Origin of the sequence: Pinisolibacter sp., from assembly GCF_036782435.1 — a bacterium.
GTDB lineage: Bacteria > Pseudomonadota > Alphaproteobacteria > Rhizobiales > Ancalomicrobiaceae > CALBKH01.
In genome coordinates this window covers 1-23,896 of the sequence record NZ_DAIPZB010000034.1, presented here as the reverse complement: position 1 = coordinate 23,896, position 23,896 = coordinate 1, and the positions used below count along the sequence as shown (strand labels likewise).

At 68.9% G+C, this 23,896-nt stretch carries 17 protein-coding genes and 1 pseudogene; 8 read left to right on the top strand and 10 right to left on the bottom strand.

Annotation, left to right across the window (positions count from 1 at the left end):
• The first annotated feature begins 12 nt into the window (after positions 1 to 12).
• A complete protein-coding gene (locus V7Q42_RS14895) occupies positions 13 to 918 on the top strand; it encodes a ChbG/HpnK family deacetylase (protein WP_333824879.1) in 906 nt (301 codons plus the stop codon).
• Positions 919 to 922: 4 nt separating this feature from the next.
• Here V7Q42_RS14895 and V7Q42_RS14890 read toward each other — a convergent pair whose 3' ends face one another.
• Positions 923 to 2,251: a diguanylate cyclase domain-containing protein gene (locus tag V7Q42_RS14890; protein WP_333824878.1), complete on the bottom strand. Its 1,329-nt coding sequence runs from the start codon at positions 2,249 to 2,251 to the stop codon at positions 923 to 925.
• A 234-nt stretch (positions 2,252 to 2,485) separates the two neighbouring features.
• On the opposite strand from V7Q42_RS14890, the gene V7Q42_RS14885 reads away from it, so the two are divergent.
• The gene (locus V7Q42_RS14885; protein WP_333824877.1) at positions 2,486 to 2,683 is read left to right on the top strand and encodes a hypothetical protein; all 198 of its coding nucleotides are present in this window, start codon (positions 2,486 to 2,488) and stop codon (positions 2,681 to 2,683) included.
• A 94-nt stretch (positions 2,684 to 2,777) separates the two neighbouring features.
• On the opposite strand, the gene V7Q42_RS14880 is transcribed toward V7Q42_RS14885, so the two are convergent.
• Positions 2,778 to 4,478 (bottom strand): class I adenylate-forming enzyme family protein, encoded by a 1,701-nt coding sequence (locus tag V7Q42_RS14880; RefSeq protein WP_333824876.1) that lies wholly within the window; start codon positions 4,476 to 4,478, stop codon positions 2,778 to 2,780.
• Positions 4,475 to 6,343 carry an extracellular solute-binding protein gene (locus V7Q42_RS14875; RefSeq protein WP_333824875.1) on the bottom strand — a complete coding sequence of 623 codons (1,869 nt, stop codon included), beginning with the start codon at positions 6,341 to 6,343 and terminating at the stop codon, positions 4,475 to 4,477. The genes V7Q42_RS14880 and V7Q42_RS14875 overlap by 4 nt, the downstream gene beginning before the upstream one ends.
• A gap of 450 nt (positions 6,344 to 6,793) precedes the next feature.
• Between V7Q42_RS14875 and V7Q42_RS14870 the strand changes: the two genes are divergently transcribed.
• The gene (locus V7Q42_RS14870) at positions 6,794 to 7,537 is read left to right on the top strand and encodes an invasion associated locus B family protein (protein ID WP_333824874.1); all 744 of its coding nucleotides are present in this window, start codon (positions 6,794 to 6,796) and stop codon (positions 7,535 to 7,537) included.
• Between the two features lie 209 nt (positions 7,538 to 7,746).
• Positions 7,747 to 8,253, top strand: a complete 507-nt coding sequence (locus tag V7Q42_RS14865) for a DUF4405 domain-containing protein (RefSeq protein WP_333824873.1) — start codon at positions 7,747 to 7,749, stop codon at positions 8,251 to 8,253.
• Between the two features lie 106 nt (positions 8,254 to 8,359).
• Here V7Q42_RS14865 and urtE read toward each other — a convergent pair whose 3' ends face one another.
• The 5 genes from urtE to urtA form a co-directional block, all read right to left on the bottom strand.
• A complete protein-coding gene (urtE, locus tag V7Q42_RS14860) occupies positions 8,360 to 9,055 on the bottom strand; it encodes an urea ABC transporter ATP-binding subunit UrtE (RefSeq protein WP_333824872.1) in 696 nt (231 codons plus the stop codon).
• A gap of 288 nt (positions 9,056 to 9,343) precedes the next feature.
• Positions 9,344 to 10,105: an urea ABC transporter ATP-binding protein UrtD gene (gene urtD / locus V7Q42_RS14855; RefSeq protein ID WP_333824871.1), complete on the bottom strand. Its 762-nt coding sequence runs from the start codon at positions 10,103 to 10,105 to the stop codon at positions 9,344 to 9,346.
• Between the two features lie 265 nt (positions 10,106 to 10,370).
• Complete coding sequence (urtC, locus tag V7Q42_RS14850; protein WP_333824870.1) at positions 10,371 to 11,504, bottom strand: urea ABC transporter permease subunit UrtC; 1,134 nt, start codon at positions 11,502 to 11,504, stop codon at positions 10,371 to 10,373.
• Positions 11,501 to 13,120 carry an urea ABC transporter permease subunit UrtB gene (gene urtB / locus V7Q42_RS14845; RefSeq protein ID WP_442958208.1) on the bottom strand — a complete coding sequence of 540 codons (1,620 nt, stop codon included), beginning with the start codon at positions 13,118 to 13,120 and terminating at the stop codon, positions 11,501 to 11,503. Before urtB ends, urtC begins: the two co-directional genes overlap by 4 nt.
• A 322-nt stretch (positions 13,121 to 13,442) precedes the next feature.
• Complete coding sequence (urtA, locus tag V7Q42_RS14840) at positions 13,443 to 14,723, bottom strand: urea ABC transporter substrate-binding protein (RefSeq protein WP_333824907.1); 1,281 nt, start codon at positions 14,721 to 14,723, stop codon at positions 13,443 to 13,445.
• A gap of 418 nt (positions 14,724 to 15,141) precedes the next feature.
• On the opposite strand from urtA, the gene V7Q42_RS14835 reads away from it, so the two are divergent.
• The 4 genes from V7Q42_RS14835 to V7Q42_RS14820 all read left to right on the top strand — a co-directional run bounded on the left by V7Q42_RS14835 (position 15,142) and on the right by V7Q42_RS14820 (position 22,731).
• Positions 15,142 to 18,603: a hybrid sensor histidine kinase/response regulator gene (locus V7Q42_RS14835; RefSeq protein WP_333824869.1), complete on the top strand. Its 3,462-nt coding sequence runs from the start codon at positions 15,142 to 15,144 to the stop codon at positions 18,601 to 18,603.
• On the top strand, positions 18,590 to 19,507 hold the full coding sequence (locus V7Q42_RS14830; protein WP_333824868.1) for a response regulator transcription factor: 918 nt from the start codon (positions 18,590 to 18,592) through the stop codon (positions 19,505 to 19,507). Before V7Q42_RS14835 ends, V7Q42_RS14830 begins: the two co-directional genes overlap by 14 nt.
• A 318-nt stretch (positions 19,508 to 19,825) precedes the next feature.
• On the top strand, positions 19,826 to 21,826 hold the full coding sequence (locus V7Q42_RS14825) for a methyl-accepting chemotaxis protein (RefSeq protein ID WP_333824867.1): 2,001 nt from the start codon (positions 19,826 to 19,828) through the stop codon (positions 21,824 to 21,826).
• Positions 21,827 to 21,936: 110 nt separating this feature from the next.
• Positions 21,937 to 22,731 carry a sulfite exporter TauE/SafE family protein gene (locus tag V7Q42_RS14820; RefSeq protein WP_333824866.1) on the top strand — a complete coding sequence of 265 codons (795 nt, stop codon included), beginning with the start codon at positions 21,937 to 21,939 and terminating at the stop codon, positions 22,729 to 22,731.
• A 49-nt stretch (positions 22,732 to 22,780) separates the two neighbouring features.
• Here the strand turns inward: V7Q42_RS14820 and hspQ are convergent, their stop codons facing one another.
• The gene (hspQ, locus tag V7Q42_RS14815; RefSeq protein ID WP_333824906.1) at positions 22,781 to 23,119 is read right to left on the bottom strand and encodes a heat shock protein HspQ; all 339 of its coding nucleotides are present in this window, start codon (positions 23,117 to 23,119) and stop codon (positions 22,781 to 22,783) included.
• A 623-nt stretch (positions 23,120 to 23,742) separates the two neighbouring features.
• Positions 23,743 to 23,896: pseudogene (locus V7Q42_RS14810) on the bottom strand (CoA ester lyase); the annotation flags it as partial.

Here is a 23,896-nt window from a genome sequence, read left to right as displayed (position 1 = left end):
GGAGCGGTGGGAATGATCGTCGCGCCGCAGGATGACGGATCGACGGTGGCAGGCGCATCCGATGCGGCGCGCCCTCTCGTTCTGTGTGCCGACGACTTCGGCCTCGGCGCCGAGATCGACGAGGCGATCCTCGCCCTGATCGAGGCGGAGCGGCTCACCGCCACCGGCTGCATGGTCGCCGGCGCGCAATTCGAGGCCGACGCACCGCGTCTGGCCGCGCTTTCCGACCGCGCCGACATCGGTCTGCACTTCGCCCTCACCGAACTGTCTCCTCTCGGGCCGATGCCCGCCTTCGCCCCCGACGGCCGGCCGCAGGAACTCGGTTCGGTCCTGGCGCGCGCTCTGACGGGGCGGCTCGTCTATGCCGAGATCGCGGCGGAGATCGGGCGTCAAATCGACCGTTTCCGGGAGGTCTTCGGGCGCTCTCCCGACTTCGTCGACGGCCACCAGCACGTCCACGTGCTGCCGACGGTGCGCAAGGCGCTGTTCGCCGCCTTCGACGAGGGCCGCCTCGACCGGCGCACCACCTGGGTGCGCGACTGTCACGAGCCGGCGCTCGCGATCGTTCGGCGCGGCATCGAGGTGCCGAAGACGTTGCTGGTCTCGGTGCTGTCGGGCGGCATGGCGCGGGCGGCGGCGCGACGCGGCGTGACCGTCAACGACGGCTTTCGCGGGGTGACCGCCTTCGCCGCCGACGGCAGCTTCGGCGCGAACTTCCGGTCGTTTCTCGAAGGCGAGGGTCGGCGGCCGCTCATCATGTGCCATCCGGCCGAGCCGGGGGCGGGCGGGGCGCCGGGTGACGCCATCGCGGCGGCGCGCCACGACGAATGGACCTATTTCTCCGGCGACACCTTCCCGGCCGATCTCGCCGCCGCCGGTCTGCGGCTGGTGCGGATGGGTAGCGGGTCCGAGGGCTGAGGCATCACGCCTCGGGCGCGGCGAAGACGCGGGCGTAGAGGCTGTCGGGATCGTCGTCGGGTTCGCATTCGGCGATGCCGACGATGATCGACACGTAGACCGGGCCGGTGGCGTCGGGCACGGTGAAGGCGGTGGTCTCGATGACGCCGGCGATGCGGTGGGCGACGCGGGCGGCGTCCTCGCCGTCGGTCGCCGGCAGCACCAGAGCGAAGCGATCGCCGCCGGCGCGCGCCGCCAGATCCTCGCCGCGCACCAGCCGGCCGATCAGCGAGCCGACCTGCCGGATCAGATGGTCGCCGCCGGCCCAACCCCATTCGGCGTTGGTCTCGGCCATGTCCATCATCCGCAGACCGACCAGGGTCAGCCGTTCGCCGGTGTCGCGGGCGTCGCCGACGAGAAGCCCGAGGTGATCCATCAGGAAGCCGCGGGTGTAGAGGCCGGTCAGCGAGTCGTTTGTCGCCTGATGGCGAGCGCGGGAATAGGCCGCCTTCAGCGTCTCGCGCAGGCGATGCTCGCTCATCGCCGCTTCGACCCGGTCGGCGAAGACCCTCTCGCTCTCGTCGGCGAAGACGACGTCGCTGGCGCCGGCCTCGTGCACGGCTTCGACCATGCGCGGCTCGGTGTCGCCGGTGAGCACCACGACCGGCAGGGCGAACCACGCGGGATTGCGCCTGAGCACCTCGACGAAGTCGATCGCGTCGTCGAGCGGCAGGTTGAGCACCACGGCGTCGAAGGGGCGGCGCTCGAGATAGTCGAGCGCGGTCTCGATGGTGAAGGCGCCGACCAGGGTGGCGCGCTTCGACAACGCTTTCTCGATGGTGAAGTAGCGGATGCCGGCGCCGACGACGAGCACGTGGGCGTCGCCGAGCGACGCGGAAAGTTCGAGGTCGGGTTGGGAGAGGCCGTAGCGCTGGGCGGTGTCGAGGCGACGATAGATCTCCGCCCGCATGGTGGCGAGGCGGGTGAGCGAGCCGATGCGGGCGGCGACGTGGCCGACCGACCACGGGGCGCGGATGACGTCGGCGACGCCGATCGGCCGTTCGTCGGCGACGAGCTCGCCGTCGTCGACGGCGATCACCGGGGTGCGGCGGGTGGCGCGCAGCAGCGACATGCGGGCGGCGGCGTCGAGATAGCGGGTTCGGGCGACGTCGCCACCGGCGCCGGCGAGGTTCAACACCACGAGGTCGGGATGGCCGGCGACGGTCTGGTCGACGGTGCGCGCCAGGGGCACGGCGTGGACGTCCCACCCTTCCGCCCGGATGCCGTCCCAGAGAAGTCGGGTTTCGGGACGAGGGGATTCTTCGATGACGAGGACGCGCCCGCGATAGGACATTTGGTGACGGACTCCGGATGTTCCGCCAGAGTGCCCCGATCATGGTTAACGTCCTGTTGACGAAGCCGGTTCGGCGGATCGGCGGAAGCGGGCGATCGGCGGACGGGGCGAAGCGGCGGGCGAAGACGGAATTTCTCGGATCGCGACGTTTCGAAACGACTCGTTAAGACTCGGTTGACGGACGGCCGTGCATGATCGGGCTCCGCTTGTTCCGCGTCCCGAGGAGACACACACATGCTGCCTCAGGTTCTTCGCCGATTGGAAGCTCTTCAGGCCGATCTCGCGGCCATCGATCCTGCCGCCGACGGCGACGCCGCCGATCGTGTCGCCGTCACCGCGATGGCGCTGCGCGATCTTCTGGCGAGCGCCGGTATCGCCGACATGATGGGCGACATGGACGGCGCGGCGCGTCTCGCCGCCACCGGCGTCTGATCGACGGTCGGATCCCCATCCCCGAAACGATGCGACGGACGTGAGCGATCACGTCCGTCGTCGCATTTTCGTCGGCCTGCGCGGGCACCGACGCTCAGGGACGCGCCATCAGGTGCTGGGTCATGCCGCCGCGCAACACCCGGCCGGACGGACCGCGGGCGATCGCCGGCACGGTGTAGACCCGGCGGGGGAGGCGGGCGAGGCCGATGCGGGTCTCCTCGACCGCGGCGAGCCATGCGGCGGGGTCGAAACGGACACCGGATTTCGGTACCACCGCCGCGGCGATGCCGGGGCCTTCGAGATCGTCGACGACGACCAGCGCGGCGGCGTCGGCGACGCCGCCGACACCGCGATAGACGAGATCGAGGGCGTCGAGATCGATGGTGGTCTGACCGATGCGGACGGCGCCGTCGACGCGACCTCCGACCTCGAAGGTGGGCGGCTGGGCCGAGACGATGCGAGCCCCGAGGCCGGTCGCCATCCATCCTTCCGGGTCGCGCGAGCGATGACGGCGCTCCTGGGCGGTGGTCGGCCAGTTGAAATGCGGCACCATGGCACCGCGCAACTGAACCTCGCCACCGAGGGTGCGGTTGGGCGGCATCTGGGCGGCCCGCTGGGCCAGCGCCTTGATGCGGACCTCGACCAGCGGCGGGGCGAACTCGCTCTCGGCCGGCGCGCCGAGCACGCCGAGCGGCAGCGGGCGGGGCAGGAGCGGGTCGGTGCGGCGCCGGGCGATCAGACCGAAGGCACCGACGATGGTGACGTCGATGGTGTCGCGGCCCATCGGCATCGGCCGGTCGCCGGGCTCCTCTTCGCCGATCGCCAGAATGGCGGCATCGTTGCGGTGGAGGGCGAGGCGCTCGGCGATGCGTCGGGCGAAGCGCAGCGGCGCCAGCACGTGGGTGGCGCCGCGGGTGGCCGCCTCCTCGGCGAGGCCGTCGGTGGCGCGCGGCAGGCCGGTCACCAGAGTGGCGCCGGCGACGAGCCACGGCACCAGGGCGGCGCCGATGCCGGCGGTTCCCGTCGGCGCGAAGGGCGAGACGAGGACGCTGTCGGCGTCGATACGCGCTTCGAGCAGCGTCATCAGACCGGTGGCGATCCAGTGATTGTGCGAGCGGGGCAGGGGCGCGCGACGCGCTTCCGATGCCGGATCGGCCTCGATCTCGCCGGGTAGGGCGGCGATCTCGACGGTGAGGGCGTGATCGGCCGGATTGCCCTTGCGAACCACTTCCGCCGGAGTGCCGAGACCTTCGGCCTCGGCGAAGACCATGGCGAGATCGATCAGACCGTCGGGCACGTCGCCGCCGGCGGCGAAGACGAAGCGGATCTGGAAGAGTTCGGCGGCGACCGACCGCAGCCGTTCGCCGTGCGTCTCGCCCTCGGTCTCGGTGACGGTGAGGATCGCCTTGGCGCCGGTGGCGCGGCACAGGTCGATGGCGTCGGCTTCGCGAGCACCGAGGGGGAGGGGCGCGACGACGAGACCGGCACGCGAGGCGGCGAGGAAACCGACGACCGCATCGGACGTCGGCGGCACTTCGAAGACGATGACCGTGTCGGGCTGCAGGCCGACGGCGAGGAAGAAGGCGGCGAGCGCGTCGACACGGGTCTGCAACTCGCGCCAGGTGAGGCTCTCGGGGGCTCCGTGAGTCCAGGTCGCGCGATCGGCAAAATCGATCAGGGCCGGATGATCGGGCCGGCTCTGGGCGTTCTTGGCGACGATCTGGTCGAGGGTGACGCGGCCCCAGACACCGGACGCGGTGTGGACGCGCGACTCGTCTTCGCGTGCGACGATCATTCCTTCCCCCCGTCGGCCACCCACCAGGCCGGTAGTGTCCATCCCCATTTCGGCATGGTGGACGGATGTTCGATTCGTGTCCAATGCGCCACCCATTGCGCCGGCGCATGGAAGAGCGGCACGACGTAGAAGCCGGAGACGAGCAGGCGATCGAGGGCGCGCGCGGCGGCCACCAGATCCTCGCGGCTGCGCGAGGCGATCAACGCGTCGACGACCGCGTCGACGGCGGGAGAGGCGACGCCCGGCAGGTTGAGCGAACCTTCGGTCGCCGCCGCACGGGCGGTCCAGCGATTGATCTGCTCGTTGCCCGGCGAGGCGGAGGCGCCCCACGACCACATGGTCATGTCGAAATCGTACGTCTTGCGCCGCATCTCGTACTGGGCCGCGTCGACGGTGCGGATGCGCGCCTCGATGCCGAGAACGGCGAGGGTGCGCTGATAGGCGATGGCGAGGCGCTCGTGCTCGCGCACCGCCACCAGGATCTCGAAGGAGAGCGGTTCGCGGGTCTTCGCGTTCACCAGCTTGCCGCCGTCGATTCGCCAACCGGCGGCGCGCAGCAGATCGAAGGCGCCCTTGAGCACGGCGCGGTCGCGCCCGGAGGCGTCGGTGACCGGCGGTCCCCAGGTGCCGGCGGCGACGTCGTCGCGCACGGCGCCGGGGAAGGGGGCGAGGAGCGCCTTCTCGCGGGCGTCGGCGGGATGGCCGAAATAGGAGAGCTCGGAGCCGTCGAAATAGCCCTTCTGGCGCTCGTAGAGGCCGAAGTAGAGGTTCTTGTTGGCCCAATCGAAATCGTAGAGGCGGATCAGCGCCTCGCGCACGCGGACATCGGCGAAGATCGGCCGTCGCGTGTTGAGGACGAAGCCGGTCATGCCCTTGGGTAGGGTGGTGACGAAGGCTTCCTTCTTCACGCGCCCTTCGGCGACGGCGGGGAAATCGTAGTTCTGCGACCAGCGCGCCGGATCGCTCTCGGCGAGGATGTCGATCAGGCCCTTCTTGAAGGCCTCGAACAGCGAATTGTTGTCGCGATAATACTCGTAGCGCAGCGTGTCGGCGTTGTAGAGGCCGCGGCGAACGGCGAGATCGCGGCCCCAGTAGTCGGGATCGCGGGCGAGTTCGAGCAGGGCGCCCGGCTCGGCGCGGGTGACGACATAGGGGCCGGAGCCGATCGGCGGCTCGAGCGTCGTCTTTTCGAAGTCGCGATCCTTCCAGGCATGGGCCGGCAGGATCGGCATCAGAGCGAGGATCAGCGGCAGCTCGGGGTTCTGCGCGTCGACGAAGGTGAAACGCACCGCGTGGTCGCCGGTCTTCTCGACCTTCGTCACGTCGCGGTAGTTCGACCGCATGTAGGGCAGGCCCTTCTCGCGCAGGGTCTCGAGGCTGAAGATCACGTCCTCGGGCGTGACCGGCCTGCGATCGGAGAAGCGGGCGGCGGGGCGCAGGCGAAACTCCACCGAACGGCCATCGGTGGCGACGTCGATCGTCTCGGCGAGGAGGCCGTAGAGCGAGAAGGGCTCGTCGTAGGAGCGCTCCATCAGGCTCTCGTAGACGTTGGTGCCGCCCGAGCCCTCACGCATGCCGACCGCGGCGTTGCCCTTGACCACGAAGGGGTTCAACTGATCGAAGGTGCCCTGGACACCCATGGTGATGCGGCCGCCCTTCGGCGCTTTCGGATCGGCGTAGGCGAAGTGGTCGAAGTCGGGCGGATAGAGCGGCGTACCGTGCATGGCGATCGCCGGGCGCGGCTCGGCCTTCGCCGCGTCGACCGGCATCGCCGCCGTCGCGACGAGGCAGGCGACCGCGAGGGCGCCGGCGAGGTGTCGGCGCTCGGTCGGCTTCGGTTCGGGGGTCGCGCAGGCGACGGACACGGGCTCGAGGTTCCTCCTGATTCTGCGGCGGATGCTACCACGGTCGCGGCCGCGTCCCGGGAGCGGGGCGCGAGATCGAGGCGCGACGGCGAAAGAGCTGCGTCGACCGGCTGGAAATCCGGAGGGCGAGAGGCTATGGATCGAGCGGCGCCGGAGGTGGCGACACGGTTTCGCCGTGTTCTGCCGTCATCCCGACGCCGGGCTCCGCGAGATGCTTCGCAGGCGCGGTGGTCGGTCGTCGCGGTCGGTCGTCGCGGTCGGTCGTCGCGGTCGGTCGTCGCGGTCGATCGGCGATCGGTTGCGCCGGATGCGTCGCCGGAGAGGTGAGCGGTATTCGTCGACCTTCGAGTTCGACCGGGCGGGAGGCCGCGCGGAGATTCGGAGGCGGCCCTGTTCGAGGATCGGGATTCCATGGTTGTCAGCTACATTCGCGCGAAGGCTCCGACGCTCGTGAAGGGTCTCGAAGGCGCCGCCCTCGCCGCCGGCGCTCTGTCCACGGCTCTCCTCCTCGCCAGCGCGCCGGCCTCGGCCCAGGACGGCAAGCCGGTGCAACTGGCGCCCAAGCCGGAGAAGAAGCCGGCCGCGCCGCAGAAGCCGGCGGCGAAGCCGCAGGCGGCCCCGAACGGCAAGGACGCGAAGGGTCCGGCGGTGCCGGAGGACACCTATCCGTGGGTGAAGATCTGCCAGAAGGATGCCGAGGGTAAGAGCATCTGCCTGATCGCCAAGGAGCTGCGCGGCGCCAACGGCGAGCTGATCGCCTCGGTCGCGGTGCGCGACACCGAGGGCGAGCCGAAGAAGACGCTGCTCATCGCCGTGCCGCCGGGCATTCTGGTCCAGCCGGGCATGCGCGTCATGATCGACAAGAACAAGCCGGTCGAGGTCAAGTACCGCATCTGCTTCCCCAACGCCTGCTACGGCGATTTCGATCTCACCGATCAGAATTTCGGCGACCTGAAGAAGGGCAACCTTCTGGTCGTCACCGCGCTGACGCTGCAGCAGAAGCCGACCGGCTATCCGTTCCGCCTCGACACCTTCAAGGCGGCGCTGGAGAGCGTCGGCGTCGATCCGTCCGCCGGTCAGCAGAGCCAGGATCAGTTGCAGCAGGAATTGCAGAAGCGTGCCGAAGAGGCCGCCAAGAAACTGCAGAACGGTGGGGCACCGAAGCCGCAGGGCGGCGAAGCGCCGAAGCCCTGATTCGCCCCTCCGGGGGCTGCGACATTCGGACGCGCTGCCGGCCTCGGCAGCGCGTCTTTTCGTGTCGGATCGAGGGCCGGGCGCCCGGCCGTCGCGCCACCTTACCGCGAGTTCATTCGACTTCTCGTCGCGGCGGGTCCAATCCAGAGAGCGACTTCACGGCGGCGTGACCGCCGTGGAGAGGCCCGAACCCCGAGATGAGGCCCGCCATGTTCCGCGACTACGTCAATCGTTACGCCACGCCGTTCACCACCGGCCTCTTCGTGGTATCGCTGGTCTCCGGCGTCTTCCTGTTCTTCCATGTCGGTACGGCCGCCTTCCGCGGCATGCACGAGTGGCTGAGCATGGTGCTGATCGTCCCCATCGTGCTGCACGTGTGGAAGAATTGGCAACCGATGCTGAGCTATCTGAAGCGCGGCTGGCTGATCTGGCCGCTCGGCGTCTCGCTGGTCGCCGCACTCGGCTTCGCCGCGACCGGCGTCTTCGAACTCGGTGGCGTCGGTGGCAATCCGCAGGTGGCGATGTTCCAGGCGATCGGCAACGCCCGCATCGCCGATCTCGCCCCGGTGCTGAAGGTCACCCCGGCCGAGATCGACGCCCGTCTGGCGCGGGTCGGCGTCACCGGCGTCTCGCCCGACACCTCGCTGATGGCGGCGGCCAAGGCGGCCGGCAAGGAGCCGCGCCACGTGGTGTTCTCGGTGATCATGCCGCACTGAGCGACGACCCCTTCGAAAACGACGACGACCGCGGTGCGCCCATCGACGCGCCGCGGTCGTTCCACGTTCGGGGGCCGCGTTCGGCGGGGAGGCGGCGAGCCGGATCTCAAACCGCGATGCGGTTGCGGACCTCTTCCGGGTCGACTTCCGTCTTCGTACCGGCGATCACCACCTCGCCGCGGTCGAGCACGGCGTAGCGGTCGGCGAGTTCGCGGGCGAAGTCGAAATATTGCTCGACCAGCAGGATCGCCATGGTGCCCTTGCCGCGCAGATATTCGAGGGCGCGGCCGATGTCCTTGATGATCGACGGCTGGATGCCTTCGGTCGGCTCGTCGAGGACGAGGAGGCGTGGGCGGGTGACGAGAGCCCGGCCGATGGCGAGTTGCTGCTGTTGGCCGCCGGAAAGGTCGCCGCCGCGCCGGCGCAACATGTCGCCGAGGACGGGGAAGAGTTCGAAGATCTCGTCGGGGACGTAGCGTTCCGAGCGGGGCAGGGCGGCGAAGCCGGTCTGCAGGTTCTCCTCGACCGTCAAGAGCGGGAAGATCTCGCGACCCTGGGGGACGAAGGCGATGCCGTGGCGGGCGCGATCGTAGGGAGGCGAGCGGCCGAGGTCGCGGCCTTCCCATTCGATCGAGCCGGCGGTGATCGGCTGATGACCGGTGATGGCGCGCAGGAGCGAGGTCTTGCCGACGCCGTTGCGGCCGAGCACGCAGGAGATCTCGCCGACGTGCGCCTCGACCGAGACGCCGCGCAACGCCTGGGCGGCGCCGTAGTGGAGATCGATGTTCGAGACTTTCAGCATCGTCGTCGTTCCTGTGGCGAGGCGGGGCCTCGGGCGTTCCTGCGGTTCGACGGCCCTTCGGCCGCATGGGGAGGTCCAGCCCCCCCTCCCTGGCCCTCCCCCTCGAGGGGGGAGGGAATGGTCATGGCGGCGTCGGCCCACCATCTTTTCCGTCTCGGTCGCGGCGATGCTGCGAATGAGGGTCTGCCTGGGATGACCGCGCCTCCCCATCGTCCCTCCCCCCGGAGGGGGAGGGACAGGGAGGGGGGGCGGCCTCGCGGCAGATCGCCGAGCGGGCCCTGCCGAACCTCACCGCCCCAAGTACACCTCGATCACCCGAGGGTCGCTCGCCACGTGGTCGATCGAGCCTTCCGACAGCACGCCGCCTTCGTGCAGCACCGTCACCTTGACGCCGAGTTCGCGGACGAAGGCCATGTCGTGTTCGACCACCACCACCGACTTGCCGCTCTCATGGATCCGGCGCAGCAGGGCGGCGGTCTCCATGGTTTCGGCGTCGGTCATGCCGGCGACCGGCTCGTCGACGAGCAGGAGCTTCGGCTCCTGAGCCAGCAACATGCCGATCTCCAACCACTGCTTCTGGCCGTGGGACAGGTTCTTGGCGAGGTCGGAGCGCCGCGCCGTCAGCTTGATGGTGGCGAGCAACTCGTCGATGCGGGCCGCCTCGGCGCCGGACAGGCGATGGAACAGGGTGGCGAGGGGACCGCGATCGGACTTCAGCGCCAGATAGAGATTGTCCTCCACCGTATGGCTCTCGAACACCGTCGGCTTCTGGAACTTCCGGCCGATGCCGAGTTCGGCGATGGTCGCCTCGTCGAGCTTGGTCAGATCGATCGAGCCGCCCTCGAAGGAGACCTCGCCCTCGTCGGGGCGGGTCTTGCCGGTGATGCAGTCCATCATCGTGGTCTTGCCGGCGCCGTTGGGGCCGATGATGGCGCGCATCTCGCCCGGCTCGATGGTCAGCGACAGGCCCTTCAGTGCCTTGAAGCCGTCGAACGAGACCTTGACGTCGTCGAGATAGAGCAGGGCATTGGCGGCGAGCGCTTCGGTCATGGCGTGCTCCTGGGCGTGGGGGAACGACGGCGATGGTGGTCGCGAGAGAGACGAGGCCGAGCCCCCCCTCCCTGTCCCTCCCCCTCCAGGGGGGAGGGGACGTTGGGGAGAGGACCTTCGGATCGAAGGGCCGGGCCGCGAGAGCGGCGCTCGAGCAGATTGGTGGCCGTGCTTCTCGCTTTCCCTCCCCCCTGGAGGGGGAGGGCCAGGGAGGGGGGGAGCCTCACGGCACGGCGGTAGTTGGAGACGAGTCTCGCCATCTCGTTCACTCCGCCGGTGCCGGCGCCGCGTCGCTCGGCGGGGTCGCCTTGCGCTTCGCTCGCCATTCCGACCAGGTCCCGACGATGCCCTTGGGCAGGAACAGGGTGACGAGGACGAAGAGGCCGCCGAGGGCGAAGAGCCAGAACGAGGGCAGCACGCCGGTGAACCAGGTCTTGCCCCAGTTGACGGCGACGGCGCCGACGACCGCACCGACCAGGGTGCCGCGGCCGCCCACCGCCACCCAGATCACCGCTTCGATCGAGTTGGCGGGCGAGAATTCCGAGGGGTTGATGATGCCGACCTGCGGCACGTAGAGGGCGCCGGCGAGACCGGCGAGCATCGCCGACACGGTGAAGACGAAGGTCTTGTAGGTGGCGACCCGGTAGCCGATGAAGCGGGTGCGGCTCTCGGCGTCGCGAATGGCGACGAGCACCTTGCCGAGCTTGGAATTGACGATCGCCGCGGCGAGGACGAGGCCGAGCGCCACCAAGAGGCACGACAGGGCGAACAGCGCGGCGCGGGTGCCGTCGGCCTGGACGTTGAAGCCGAGGATGTCCTTGAAGTCGGTGAGGCCGTTGTTGCCGCCGAAGCCCATGTCGTTGCGGAAGAAGGCGAGGAGCAGGGCGTAGGTCAGCGCCTGGGTGATGATCGACAGATAGACGCCGGTGACGCGGCTGCGGAAGGCGAACCAGCCGAAGACGAAGGCGAGAATGCCGGGGACGAGCACGACCATGATCATCGCGAAGGCGAAGTGGTCGAAGCCGTACCAGTACCAGGGCAGTTCCTTCCAGTTCAGGAACACCATGAAGTCGGGCAGGACGGGATCGCCGTAGACGCCGCGGGTGCCGATCTGGCGCATCAGGTACATGCCCATGGCGTAGCCGCCGAGGGCGAAGAAGGCGCCGTGGCCGAGGGAGAGGATCCCGCAGTAGCCCCACACCAGATCGAGCGCCAACGCCAACACCGCGTAGGTGGCGTATTTGCCGAAGAGGGTGACCAGATAGGTCGGCACGTGGAAGGGCGAACTCTCCGGCAGCAGGAGGTTCGAGGCCGGGACGAGGACCGCGATGGCGAGGATGACGACGAGGGCGAGGCGCACCCGGGCGTCGAGGCCGTTCTTGAGGAAATAGCCGATCATGATTCCACCGCCCGGCCCTTGAGGGCGAAGAGGCCCCTGGGACGCTTCTGGATGAAGAGGATGATGAAGACCAGCACCAGGATCTTGCCGAGGACGGCACCGGCGAAGGGCTCCAGGAACTTGTTGACGACGCCGAGCGTCAGCGCGCCGACGAGCGTACCCCAGAGATTGCCGACACCGCCGAAGACCACGACCATGAAACTGTCGATGATGTAGCTCTGGCCGAGGTTGGGCGAGACGTTGTCGATCTGGGAGAGCGCCACGCCGGCGATGCCGGCGATGCCGCAGCCGAGCCCGAAGGTCAGGGCGTCGACGAAGGGCGTGCGGATGCCCATCGCCGAGGCCATGGCGCGGTTCTGGGTGACGGCGCGCATCTGCAGGCCGGCGGGAGTCTTCTTGAGGATGAGGATCAGCCCGACGAAGACCGCCAGCGCGAAGACCACGATCCACAGCCGGCCCCAGGTCATGGTGATGTTGCCGAGCTCGAAGGAGCCGGACATCCACGACGGCGCGCCGACCTCGCGGTTGTTGGCGCCGAAGATCGAGCGCACGGTCTGTTGCAGGACCAGCGACACGCCCCAGGTGGCGAGCAGGGTCTCGAGCGGGCGACCGTAGAGGAAGCGGATGATGCCGCGCTCCAGCACCACGCCGACCGCGCCGGAAACCAGGAAGGCGAGGGGGATGGCGATGGCGAGCGACCAGTCGAAGAGGCCCGGCGCGTGGGTGCGGATCACCTCCTGCACGACGAAAGTGGTGTAGGCGCCGAGCATGACCATCTCGCCGTGGGCCATGTTGATGATGCCCATGACGCCGAAGGTGATGGCGAGGCCGATGGCGGCGAGCAGCAGCACCGAGCCGAGCGAGACGCCGTAGACGGCGTTCTGCACCGAGGCCCACATGGCGAGCGAGGTTTCGATCGCCTTCGCAGCGGTTTCCGCTGTGTCCTTGACGCGCTTCGGGGTGTCGGAGGGCAGGCCGCGCAGGGTGGCGACGGCATCCTGATCACCGCGCGCCTTGAGGACCGCGGCGGCAGCGAGGCGGGCATCCTCGCCGGCGTCGGCCTTGTGGAGGACGATCGCGGCGCGGGCGGCCTCGAAGGCGGAACGGACGCGCGCCTCACTCTCCTTGGCCAGCGCCGCTTCGATGGTGGCGAGCGCGCCTTGATCGCGCGACTTGAACACCGCTTCGGCCGCCTCGAGGCGCTTGGCCGGGTTCGGCGACATCAGGGTCAGCGAGCCGAGGGCGGCGGCGAGGACGGAGCGGACACGGTTGTTGGCGCGGACGGGCGTGAGGCCGGCGGGCGGCGTCGCGAGGGCGTCGCCGGTCGCGGCGTCGACGACGCCGGTGGCGGTGCGGATGGCGACGGTCTTCGACGCGGTGTCGAATTCGAGCTTGCCGTCCTGGATCGCCTGGACGATCGCGGCGGCGCGCGGGTGACCGCTCGACGCCACTTCGCCGATCGCGGCGACGGTGTCGGAATAGCTGTCGGCGGTGAACTTGGCCATCGCCGCGGAGATGTCCTGGGCCTTCGCGGTCGCCCCGAGGAGGGGCAGGGCGGAGAGGAACGCCAGGATCAGGAGAGCCGATCGGGCGAGGCGGCGGACGTTGGCGTTCATGCGTCTCGGGTCCCGTGGGCGGCGTGGTCGCGAGGACGGCGCCGAAGATCTGCGAACCGACCGCGGGACGCGGTCGCCCTTCTCCCCTCGCGGGAGAAGGTGCCCCGGAGGGGCGGATGAGGGCGTGCCGCGGAGCGGCATCCCGAGCCTCGCCTCGGAGCCGGCGGTGGATGCGCCTTCGGCGCGCCCCCTCATCCGGCCTTCGGCCACCTTCTCCCGCGAGGGGAGAAGGGGAGCCGGGCATTCGCCCGGCCCGGATCTCGTCGTCACGCCGATGGGCGCGAAGGGCGGACCGGAGGCGCCTCCGGTCCGCCGAACCGCATCAGCCGCCGCACTTCTTGGTGACGGTGTTGTAGTTGCCGCACTTGAGCGACACCCAGTCGGCCTCGAGGTCCTTGGAGCCGGGAAGGAAGTCGGTCCAGGCGTCGCCGGGGACGAGGTCCTTGGTCTTCCACACCACGTCGAACTGGCCGTCGGCCTTGATCTCGCCGATGAGCACCGGCTTGGTGATGTGGTGGTTCGGGAGCATCTTGGAGATGCCGCCGGTCAGGTTGGGGGCCTCGATGCCCGGGAGCGCGTCGATGACCTTGTCCGGATCGACGGTGCCGGCCTTCTCGACCGCCTTGACCCACATCTGGAAGCCGATGACGTGGGCTTCCATCGGGTCGTTGGTGACGCGCTTCGGGTTCTTGGTGAATTCCTTCCACTTGGCGATGAAGGCGTCGTTCGCCGGGTCCTTGACGGACTGGAAGTAGTTCCACGCGGCGAGGTGGCCGAGCAGCGGCTTGGTGTCGATGCCGGCGAGTTCTTCCTCACCGACCGAGAAAGCCACCACCGGGATGTCGGTGGCCTTCAGCCCCTGGTTGCCGAGTTCCTTGTAGAAGGGAACGTTGGCGTCGCCGTTGATGGTCGACACGACCGCGGTCTTCTTGCCGGCCGAACCGAACTTCTTGATGTCGGAGACGATGGTCTGCCAGTCGGAGTGACCGAACGGCGTATAGTTGATCATGATGTCTTCCGCGGCGACGCCCTTGGCCTTGAGGTAGGCCTCTAGGATCTTGTTGGTGGTGCGCGGATAGACGTAGTCGGTGCCGGCGAGCACCCAACGCTTCACTTCGCCGCCGTCCTTCGACATCAGGTAGTCGACGGCCGGGATGGCCTGCTGGTTCGGCGCGGCGCCGGTGTAGAAGACGTTGCGCTCGGACTCTTCACCCTCGTACTGGACGGGGTAGAAGAGGATGTTGTTGAGTTCCTTGAACACCGGCAGCACCGACTTGCGGCTGACCGAGGTCCAGCAGCCGAACACGGCCGAGACCTTGTCCTTGGTGATGAGTTCGCGGGCCTTCTCGGCGAACAGCGGCCAGTTGGAGGCCGGGTCGACGACGACCGCCTCGAGCTTCTTGCCGAGGACGCCGCCCTTCTTGTTCTGCTCGTCGATGAGGAACAGCATCGTGTCCTTCAGCGTCGTCTCCGAGATGGCCATGGTGCCGGAGAGCGAGTGCAGGATGCCGACCTTGATGGTGTCGGCGGCCGCCGCGGCGCCGGAGAAGGCGCCGGAGGCGATCACGGCGCCGACGAGGGCGCCGAAGGCGCGACGGGACATGGCATCGGCAACGAATTTCGACATGGACACACTCCCCCAAGAAGCGTTCGATTTCGATCTCACGAGCTCGGGTTCGAACTCGTTGGAGGGGAGCCTGGAGCCATGTTGCGCCGCGCCCTATACGTCGTCTGACGTAGGTTCTGCCCAACGGTGCGACCTGCTCGAGAAATGGGCATCATGCTGCCTATAAATTGGGCGTGATGCTGCGACGGCGAGCGAAGTCACGGCTCAGCGCGGGGTCGCGGGCCGGAGGTGCGACATTCTTTCTGCGGTGCGCCGTTCCGTTCGCGCCCGTGCGGCGCCGGCGATCGACGCCACCGGGTCGTGGGCGTCGCCCTCGGGGAGTGAGAGGCCTCGCACGGCGGCGGTTTGCATGCTTCTTGCTGTTTCGCGGGCGGTATCGAGGAGTTTTTCCGTCGTGGCCGGTCAGCAGCGCATTCTTCCCGTCCGACGCGAATACAATCGCTGGGTCGCCAACCAGACGCTCGAGGACTATGCGCTGCGCTTCACGGCGAAGAGCGCGCGCAAGTGGTCGGCGCCGCGCGTCGCCCAGACCGCCATCGGGGCGATCTCGTTCCTGGCGCTCGAAGCGATCGGCGGGGCGATCACGCTGGCGCACGGGGTGGTCAACGCCACCGCGGCCATCCTCGCGGTCTCGGTGATCCTGCTGGTCACCGGCCTGCCGATCGCCCGGACCGCGGCGCGCTACGGCGTCGACATCGATCTTCTCACCCGCGGTGCCGGCTTCGGCTACATCGGCTCGACCGTCACGTCGCTGATCTACGCCAGCTTCACCTTCATCCTCTTCGCCATCGAGGCGTCGATCATGTCGGGGGCGCTGGAACTCGCCTTCGGCATCCCGCTGTGGCTCTCCTACATCCTCTCAGCACTGGCGGTGATCCCGCTGGTGATCTACGGCATCACCGCGATCTCGCGCTTCCAGCTGTGGACCCAGCCGTTCTGGATCGTCCTCAACATCGCCCCTTTCGCCTTCATCGCCTGGAAGGATCCGGCGCAGTTCGCGGCGTGGTGGCAGTTCGGGGGTGTGACTCGGGGCGGGGTGCCGGGGACGGCGTTCGAGGAATTCGATCTCGTCCGTTTCGGCCTCGCCTCGTCGGTGATCCTGGCCCTGATGCCGCAGATCGGCGAACAGGTCGACTTCCTGCGCTTCCTACCGGCCGAGGGCGGGAAGGCGGGCGAGGGGAGGGGCCTGCGCGCCGCGCTCGGGCGGCTCGGCCAGCGGCTCGGCACCTTCTTCGCCGGCGCCGGTTGGGTGGTGCTCGGCCTGCCCAAGCTCTTCGCCGGGTCGCTGCTGGCGGTGATCGCGCTGCGCCTGGGTGTGCCCGCGGAACATGCCGGCGAGCCGGCGCACATGTTCCAGGTGGCGTTCTCCTACATGCTGCCGTCGAAGGAGGCGGCGACGGTGCTGACCGCCGCCTTCGTCGTGGTGTCGCAGCTCAAGATCAACGTGATGAACGCCTATGCCGGGTCGCTCGCCTGGTCGAACTTCTTCTCGCGGCTGACCCATTCCCACCCCGGCCGGGTGGTGTGGCTGGTGTTCAACGTGTCGATCGCGCTCCTCTTGATGGAGCTCGGTATCTACGAGGCGCTGGAGAAGACGCTCGGGCTGTTCGCCATCGTCGCGGTGGCGTGGCTGGGGGCGATCACCGCCGATCTCGCGATCAACAAGCCGCTGGGGCTCGCGCCGCCGGGCATCGAGTTCATGCGGGCGCATCTGTGGGACGTCAATCCGGTCGGGGTCGGGTCGATGGCGATCGCCACGGCGCTGGCGCTGGCGGCGGCGACCGGCGCCTTCGGCGAGATCGCCCGAGCCTTCGCGCCCTTCGTGGCGCTGGCGACGGCGCTCGTCACCGCGCCGCTCATCGCCTGGGCGACCGACGGGCGCTACTATCTGGCGCGCAAGCCGAAGAGCGAGTGGCGGGCGCAGGACACCATCCGCTGTTCGGTGTGCGAGCATCCGTTCGAGCCGGAGGATACCGCCCATTGCCCGGCCTACGACGCGCCGATCTGCTCGCTGTGCTGTTCGCTCGACGCCCGCTGCGGCGACCTGTGCAAACCGCAGGCGCGGATCTCGGCGCAGGCGCGCGGCGCCGTCGCGGCGCTGCTGCCGGAGCGGATCGGCCGGCTGCTCAGGCCGCGGTTGGCCGAATACGTCGCGGTGCTGACGGCGATTTCGGTGGCGATCGGCGTCGTGCTCTTCGCCATCCACGCCCGCTCGGCGGTCGGCTCGGCGGAGGCGGAGGCGGCGCTGACGCGGGCGCTGTGGTCGGCCTTCTTCGTGCTCTTCATCGTCGCCGGCGTGGTCGCCTGGTTCTTCGTGCTGGCGCACGAGAGCCGGCGGGTGGCGCAGGAGGAATCGGCGCGTCAGACCGGGCTGCTGCTGGACGAGATCGCCGCCCACGAACGTACCGACGCCGAATTGCAGAAGGCGAAGGAGGCGGCCGAGGCGGCGAACTTCGCCAAGAGCCGTTATCTCGTCGGTCTCTCCCACGAGCTGAGGACGCCGCTCAACGCCGTCCTCGGCTACGCCCAGATCCTGGAGCGCGATGCGGGCGTGCCGCCGACGCGCGCCAACGCGGTGCGCGTCATCCGCCGCTCGGCCGAGCATCTCTCCGGGCTGATCGACGGGCTTCTCGACATCTCCCGCATCGAGGCGGGGCGGCTCGAACTCGCCCGCAACGAGATCCGCCTGCCCGACTTCCTCGACCAGCTCGTCGACATGTTCCGCCTCCAAGCCGAGGCCAAGGGGCTCGCCTTCCGCTTCACCCGGCCGACTCGGCTGCCGGAACTGGTGGTCACCGACGAGAAGCGGCTGAAGCAGATCCTGGTCAATCTCATCTCCAACGCCATCAAGTTCACCGATCGCGGCTCGGTCCATCTCGATCTCAACATGCGGCACGAGATCGCCACCTTCACCGTCACCGACACCGGACGGGGGATCGCCGAAGCCGACATCGCCCACATCTTCGAGCCGTTCGAGCGCGGCCGCACCGCCAAGGGGGCGCCGGGGCTGGGGCTGGGCCTGACCATCTCGAAGATGCTGGTGACGTTGATGGGCGGCGACATCCGCGTCGACAGCACGCCCGGCGAGGGCAGCCGCTTCCGAGTGCGGGTGCATCTCGGGGTGCGCGCCGATCCGGTCGCCGAGCCGGCGCCGCGGCCGCGCCGCGGTTACGCGGGGCCGCGGCGGACGATCATGGTGGTCGACGACGATCCCGATCATCGCGGCGTGGTGCGTGCGGCTCTGGAGCCGCTGGGCTTCACCGTCGCCGAGGCCGAGGACGGGCCTTCGGCGTTGACGCTGGCGGCGGAGATCCGACCGGACCTCTTCCTGCTCGACATCTCGATGCCGGGCATGGACGGTTGGGAGGTGGCGCGGCGGCTGCGCGAGGCGGGGCACGGAGCGGCGCCGATCGTCATCCTGTCGGCCAACGTCGGCGACACCGCTCCGCCGGCCGGCGCGGAGGCGGCGCACGACGAGGTGCTCGCCAAGCCCTTCGATCTCGCACGCCTCTTCGACATCCTGCAGACCCGCCTCGGGCTCGAGTGGCTCGACGCGGAGGGGCCGGAGGCGCCGCGGCCGGTCCCGCAACCGCCGCCGCCGGCCGCATCGGCTCCGGCCGTGGCCGACGCCGGCGTCGGTGCGGCTCCCGATCGGGTGGAGATCGCCGAGATGTTGCAACTCGCCCGGATCGGCTATGTCCGGGGTCTCGATCAGAAGCTGACGGCGGTCGAGGCGCGGCTCGTCGCGGCGGGGAACGGTCCCGATCCGCGCCTCGTCGAGTTGCGCCGCGCCCTGGCCGCCTTCGATCTCGGGCGGGTGGTGAGCGAACTGGAGAGCTTCGATGTCGACGTCTGAGGCCTCATCGACCCGCGACATCGTCCTGGTGGTCGACGACACGCCGGATACGCTCGGTTTCCTCACCGAAGCGTTGGAGGCGGGCGGCGCCATGGTGCTGGTGGCGACGGGGGGCGAACAGGCGCTGACCATCGTCGAGCGCATCACCCCGGACGTCATCCTGATGGACGCGGTGATGCCGGGGATCGACGGGTTCGAGACCTGTCGGCGGCTGAAGCGGCTCGCCGCCACCGCCGACGTGCCGATCATCTTCATGACCGGCCTCTCCGAGACCGAGCACATCGTCGAGGGGCTGTCGGCCGGTGGCGTCGACTACGTCACCAAGCCGATCGTGCTCGACGAACTCACCGCCCGCATCCGCGTCCACCTCGCCAATGCCCGGCGCGAACGCTCGGCGCGCATGGCGCTCGACACCGCGGGGCGCTACCTGCTCGCCACCGACGCCGCCGGCCGCATCGCCTGGGCGACGCCGCAGGCGGCGCGCCTCCTCGCCGAAGTCGGCGCGGAGGAGGGCGGCGAGACGGCGCTGCCGTCGGAGGTCCGCGCCGAGATCGCGCGTCGGTCGACGGGCGAAGGCGAGGGGGCGATCGCCCTGCCGGCGAGCGGCGAGCGGCGGGTGAGCCTCACCTTCCTCGGCCGCACCGGCGAGGACGAGTTGCTGTTCCGCCTGACCAGCGAGGAGAGCGGCGGCGAGGAGGCGGCGTTGCGCCGGCGCTTCCAGCTCACCGGCCGCGAGGCGGAGGTGCTGCTGTGGATCGCCCGCGGCAAGTCCAACCGCGACATCGGCGACATCCTCGGGCTCTCACCACGCACCGTGAACAAGCACCTCGAGCAGGTCTATTCGAAGCTCGGGGTGGAGAACCGGGCTTCGGCCGCGGTGATGGCGCTGAAGGCGATCGGGTGAGGAGTGCGGCGCCCCGCCGGCATCGCAGCGGTGACCGGCCGATTCGGAGGCGCCGGCGTGGTACGGGTGTCGTCGAGAAATCTCGGGTCAAATCGGTCGCCTCGAGTATATTTCATACGTATAAATTCATATATCGACTTCCGTCATCACGGAAATCATTCCGTTCTGCTCTCGGTGAATTCGTCGTCTGGTTGAGGCTTGCTGTGAAATTATAAAAATTACCGAAATGAACAGCGGTCGATGGCGTCGCGGGCTGCTTGGTTAACTCTACGGAAACGAAGATGGAAGTCCCATCGGATCGATCTGTGGGAGGAACCTATGCCGCGCTTCGACCGAATCGATCTGCGTAAGAAGATGATCTCGCTGATGGTCGTGAGTCTCGTCGGCTTGGGGACCATCACGGGTGTCGCCTGGCTCGGCGCGAACTCGACGAGTTCGGCCTATGACAAGGCATCGACGGCGACCGAGGAGGTGATCTCGGCGGAACGGATGCGGGGGCGGATCGAAGAGACCTCGCTCACCGTGTCGCGCTTCCTCGCCAAACCGCGATCGGAGACGGCACAAGAGGCCGAAGAGGCGTTGCGGGATGCCGGGGAGACCGCGCGGCGGCTCTCACTTTCGCCGGTCGAGACGGTGGCGCGCGAGAGCGCCCGGATCTCCACGGAGATCGAGAAGATCGCGCAGATGGTGCGCGATACCGTCGCTGTGCAGACCGAACTCGGCTTCGACGAGAGCGCCGGCCTCGCCGGGCGTCTTCGCCAAGCGGTCCACGCCCTGGAGGCGCGGATCAAACTCGCCGAGTCGTCCGGCGTGTCGATGGCGACGATCGATCGGTTGCAGGTCGAGGTGTTGATCCTGCGGCGCCACGAGAAGGATTTCATGCTGCGGGGCGGCGCCAAGTACCTCGAGGCCTTCGCGGATGGGATGAAGAAGCTCGAGGCCGATCTCGGGCGTGCCGGTTTCGACGCCGACACCGGAAGTGCGCTGACCGGGCTTCTGTCCTCCTACGGCCGCGATTTCAAGGCGTGGTCGATCCGACGGGGTGCTCTCACCGACAAGTCCCGAGACTTCTTCGCGGCGACCGAGGCGCTCGACCCGATCGCGCGCACTCTCTCCAAGAGCGCCATGGAGCGGGCCGCGGTGGCGGAAGCCACGATGCTACGGACGTCCGACAATGTGAAATTGGGCCTGATCTTCGTGTCGGTTCTGATCATCGCGCTCGAGATCGTGCTCGCCCGCCTCATCATCGGGTCGATCACCCGACCGATCGCGGCGATCGCGTCCGGTATGAAGCGGATCGGCGAAGGCGACTTCGCCGTCGCCCTGCCGACGGTGACGTCGCGCGACGAGATCGGACTGCTCGCCGATGCGGCGGTGGATTATCGCGAGAGTGCGCGCGAGCGCGACCTCTTCACCCGGAAGGCGGCCGAGGAAGCGGAGCGCGACCGGCTCCAGAAGCGCGCGATGGAGACCGCGGTCGAGATGTTCCGGAAAGGCATCTCACAGGTGCTGTCCCGCTTGACCGAGCAGACGCAGACCATGCGGGACACGGCGGAGACACTCGCCGTCGTCTCCGGCAAGGCGCGCGACGGCACCAGCTCGGCGAGCGCCGCATCTCACGTGGCGTCCAGCAACGTCCAATCGGTGGCTGCGGCGACCGAGGAGTTCGGCGCCGCGATCCGCGAGATTTCCGGTCAGGCGCAGAAGACCAGCGAAGTCGTGGCGCGCGCCGCCGACATCGCCCATGACACCGACACCGACGTGACGGCACTGGCGCAGGCGGCGGAACGGATCGGCGCGGTCGTCGATCTCATCCGCGACATCGCCGGTCAGACCAACCTTCTGGCGCTCAACGCCACCATCGAGGCGGCCCGCGCCGGGGACGCCGGCCGCGGCTTCGCGGTCGTCGCCTCCGAGGTCAAGATTCTGGCCGAACAGACCGCCAAGGCCACCGAAGAGATCTCCGCCCAGATCGACGGTATCCAGCGATCGACGACCAAGGCGGTCGACGCGATCCGCGGCATCGTCGGCACGATCCGTGAGGTCGAGGGCCTCGCCGCGGCGATCGCGGCGGCGGTCGAAGAACAGGAGGCCGCCTCGCACGACATCTCCGAGGCGATCACCCGCGCCGCCGGCGGATCGTCCCAGGTGGCACGTGACGTGGGGTTGGTCGCCGGGGCCGTCGACGAGACGGACCAGAGCGTCGGCATGGTCGGCGGCGTGGTCGAGGCGCTGTCGGCGGTGGCGGATCAACTGACTGTGGACGTCGAGACCTTCCTCGCCGACGTCCGCTCGAACCGCGCCACTGCGGCGGCTTGACGCAACGTCCGGTCGATCCACGGGTTCGCGGCGGGGGGCCGCGTTGACGCTGTGGCGAGGGATCTCTAGGTTCGGCGCGCATATATGAGCAAAACGAGATATAAGCGCCCGTGTCCCCCATCGCCCTCCTCGCCGGTCTCGCCACCGGCTTCATGCTCGGCCTGTTCGGTTCCGGCGGTTCGATCATCACGCTACCGGCGCTGATCTATCTCGCCGGGGTGGAGACCAAGCCGGCGATCGCCATGAGCCTCGGCATCGTCGGCGTCACCGCGGCGATCTCGGCGGCGACGCATTGGCGGCGCGGCAACATCAACGTGCCGGTGGCGGCGGTGTTCGGCCTCTTCGGGGTGATCGGCACCTACATCGGGGCGCGCATCGGCATCCTGGTGCCGGCGCTCCTGCAACTGCTGCTGTTCGCCGGCACCATGTTCGTCGCGGCGTTCCGCATGCTCAATCCGCGCAAGATCGAGCCGAAGGCGACCGCTCTGTTGCGCCTCGACGGCGATGCGAGCGGCAGGATGGTCTGCCTCGATCTGGGGAGCGCCGGCCACATCGCCGTCCACGGCATCGTCGTCGGCGTGCTCACCGGCGTGGTCGGGGTCGGCGGCGGCTTCCTGATCGTGCCGGCGCTGGTGTTGCTCTCCGGCCTGCCGATGAAGCAGGCGGTGGGCACGTCGCTGGTGGTGGTGGCGGCCAAGTCCTTCGCCGGGTTCGCCGGCTATCTCGGCGCGGTGGCGATCGATTTCAAGTTGATGGCGATCTTCACCGCGGTGGCGGTGGCCGGCAGCTTCGCCGGCGGCGTCGTCTCCCATCACATGAGCCCGGAGAACACCCGCAAGGGCTTCGCCGTCTTCCTGGTGATCGTCGCCACCTACATCGTGGTGCGCGAGACGCTTTGGCGGTGAGGGAGCTGGTCGTCCGATCGATGATCGGGCGCGCCGGTGCGGCGCCGCTTCAGTTCACCGCCTGACGGCGAGCGACGAAGTGGCCGTCCTCGGTGCGGGTGAAGGCCTCGTCGATCTGCGGGTGGCGCAGGGGCAAGCCGCTGTCGTCGGGCACGAGGTTCTGCTCGGAAACGTAGGCGACGTATTCGCTTTCCGCGTTCTCGGCATAGAGATGGTAGAACGGCTGGTCCCTGGAAGGACGGACGTCCTCGGGGATCGCCTGCCACCATTCCTCGGTGTTGGCGAAGACCGGGTCGACGTCGAAGATCACGCCGCGGAACGGGAAGACGCGGTGGCGTACCACCTGACCGATGCCGTATTTGGCGATCCGCATCTGCGGTTCGGCGATCTCGCGTTCTCCGATCACGATCCGGCTCCTGTTTCACCCTCCGCTCGTCGACGGGCGCCGAGGGCGGCCCGATGACGAGGGTCGGTCTTCCACAGGCCATGGAGGCCGGCGCGAAGTCAAGGTTGCGGCGCAGCACGACGGCGAGGCCGAGGCCGAACGGCGGGAAATTCTGCTGTCGTGTCGAAGAATTGCAACAATTGCCGACGGCATGCCCCGGGCGATCACTCGATGTCGGTTCGGAGATCTCCGACCCATCCGGACGTCCCTCTTCCTTCCCTCCTGGTCGGGGAAGGCGCTGCGAAGGGGCGGACGAGACGGTGCCGCGCGGGCGGCGATCGGACCATCGGCGAGCATCGTGGATCGACGAGAGGCCCAGCTCCCTCATCCGCCCTTCGGGCACCTTCTCCCGCAGGGGGAGAAGGGACATCCGCGGCGTTTCCCTTGCTCCGAGCCATGTCGGCACCGCTTCGCGCGATCACCCCGACAGCCGGCGGGGCGCGACGGAGATCGTGAGGTACCACCCGGCGGCGCGATGCGCGTCGGCGGTGATTTCCGCGTCTCGGTCCACGGCAGGGGCGGTGGTGCACCTCGCTCGCGCTCGGCGCACCGGCCGCGGGGACGCCTCAAAGCCCGTAGGCGGCGGCCAGTTCCGGGTCCTTGGAGGCGACGAGCCGCGCCAGATCGACGATGACCTTGGCCTGCTTCCAGGTGGCGTCGTCCTGCATCTTGCCGTCGATCATCACCGCGCCGGTGCCGTCGGGCATGGCGTCGAGGATC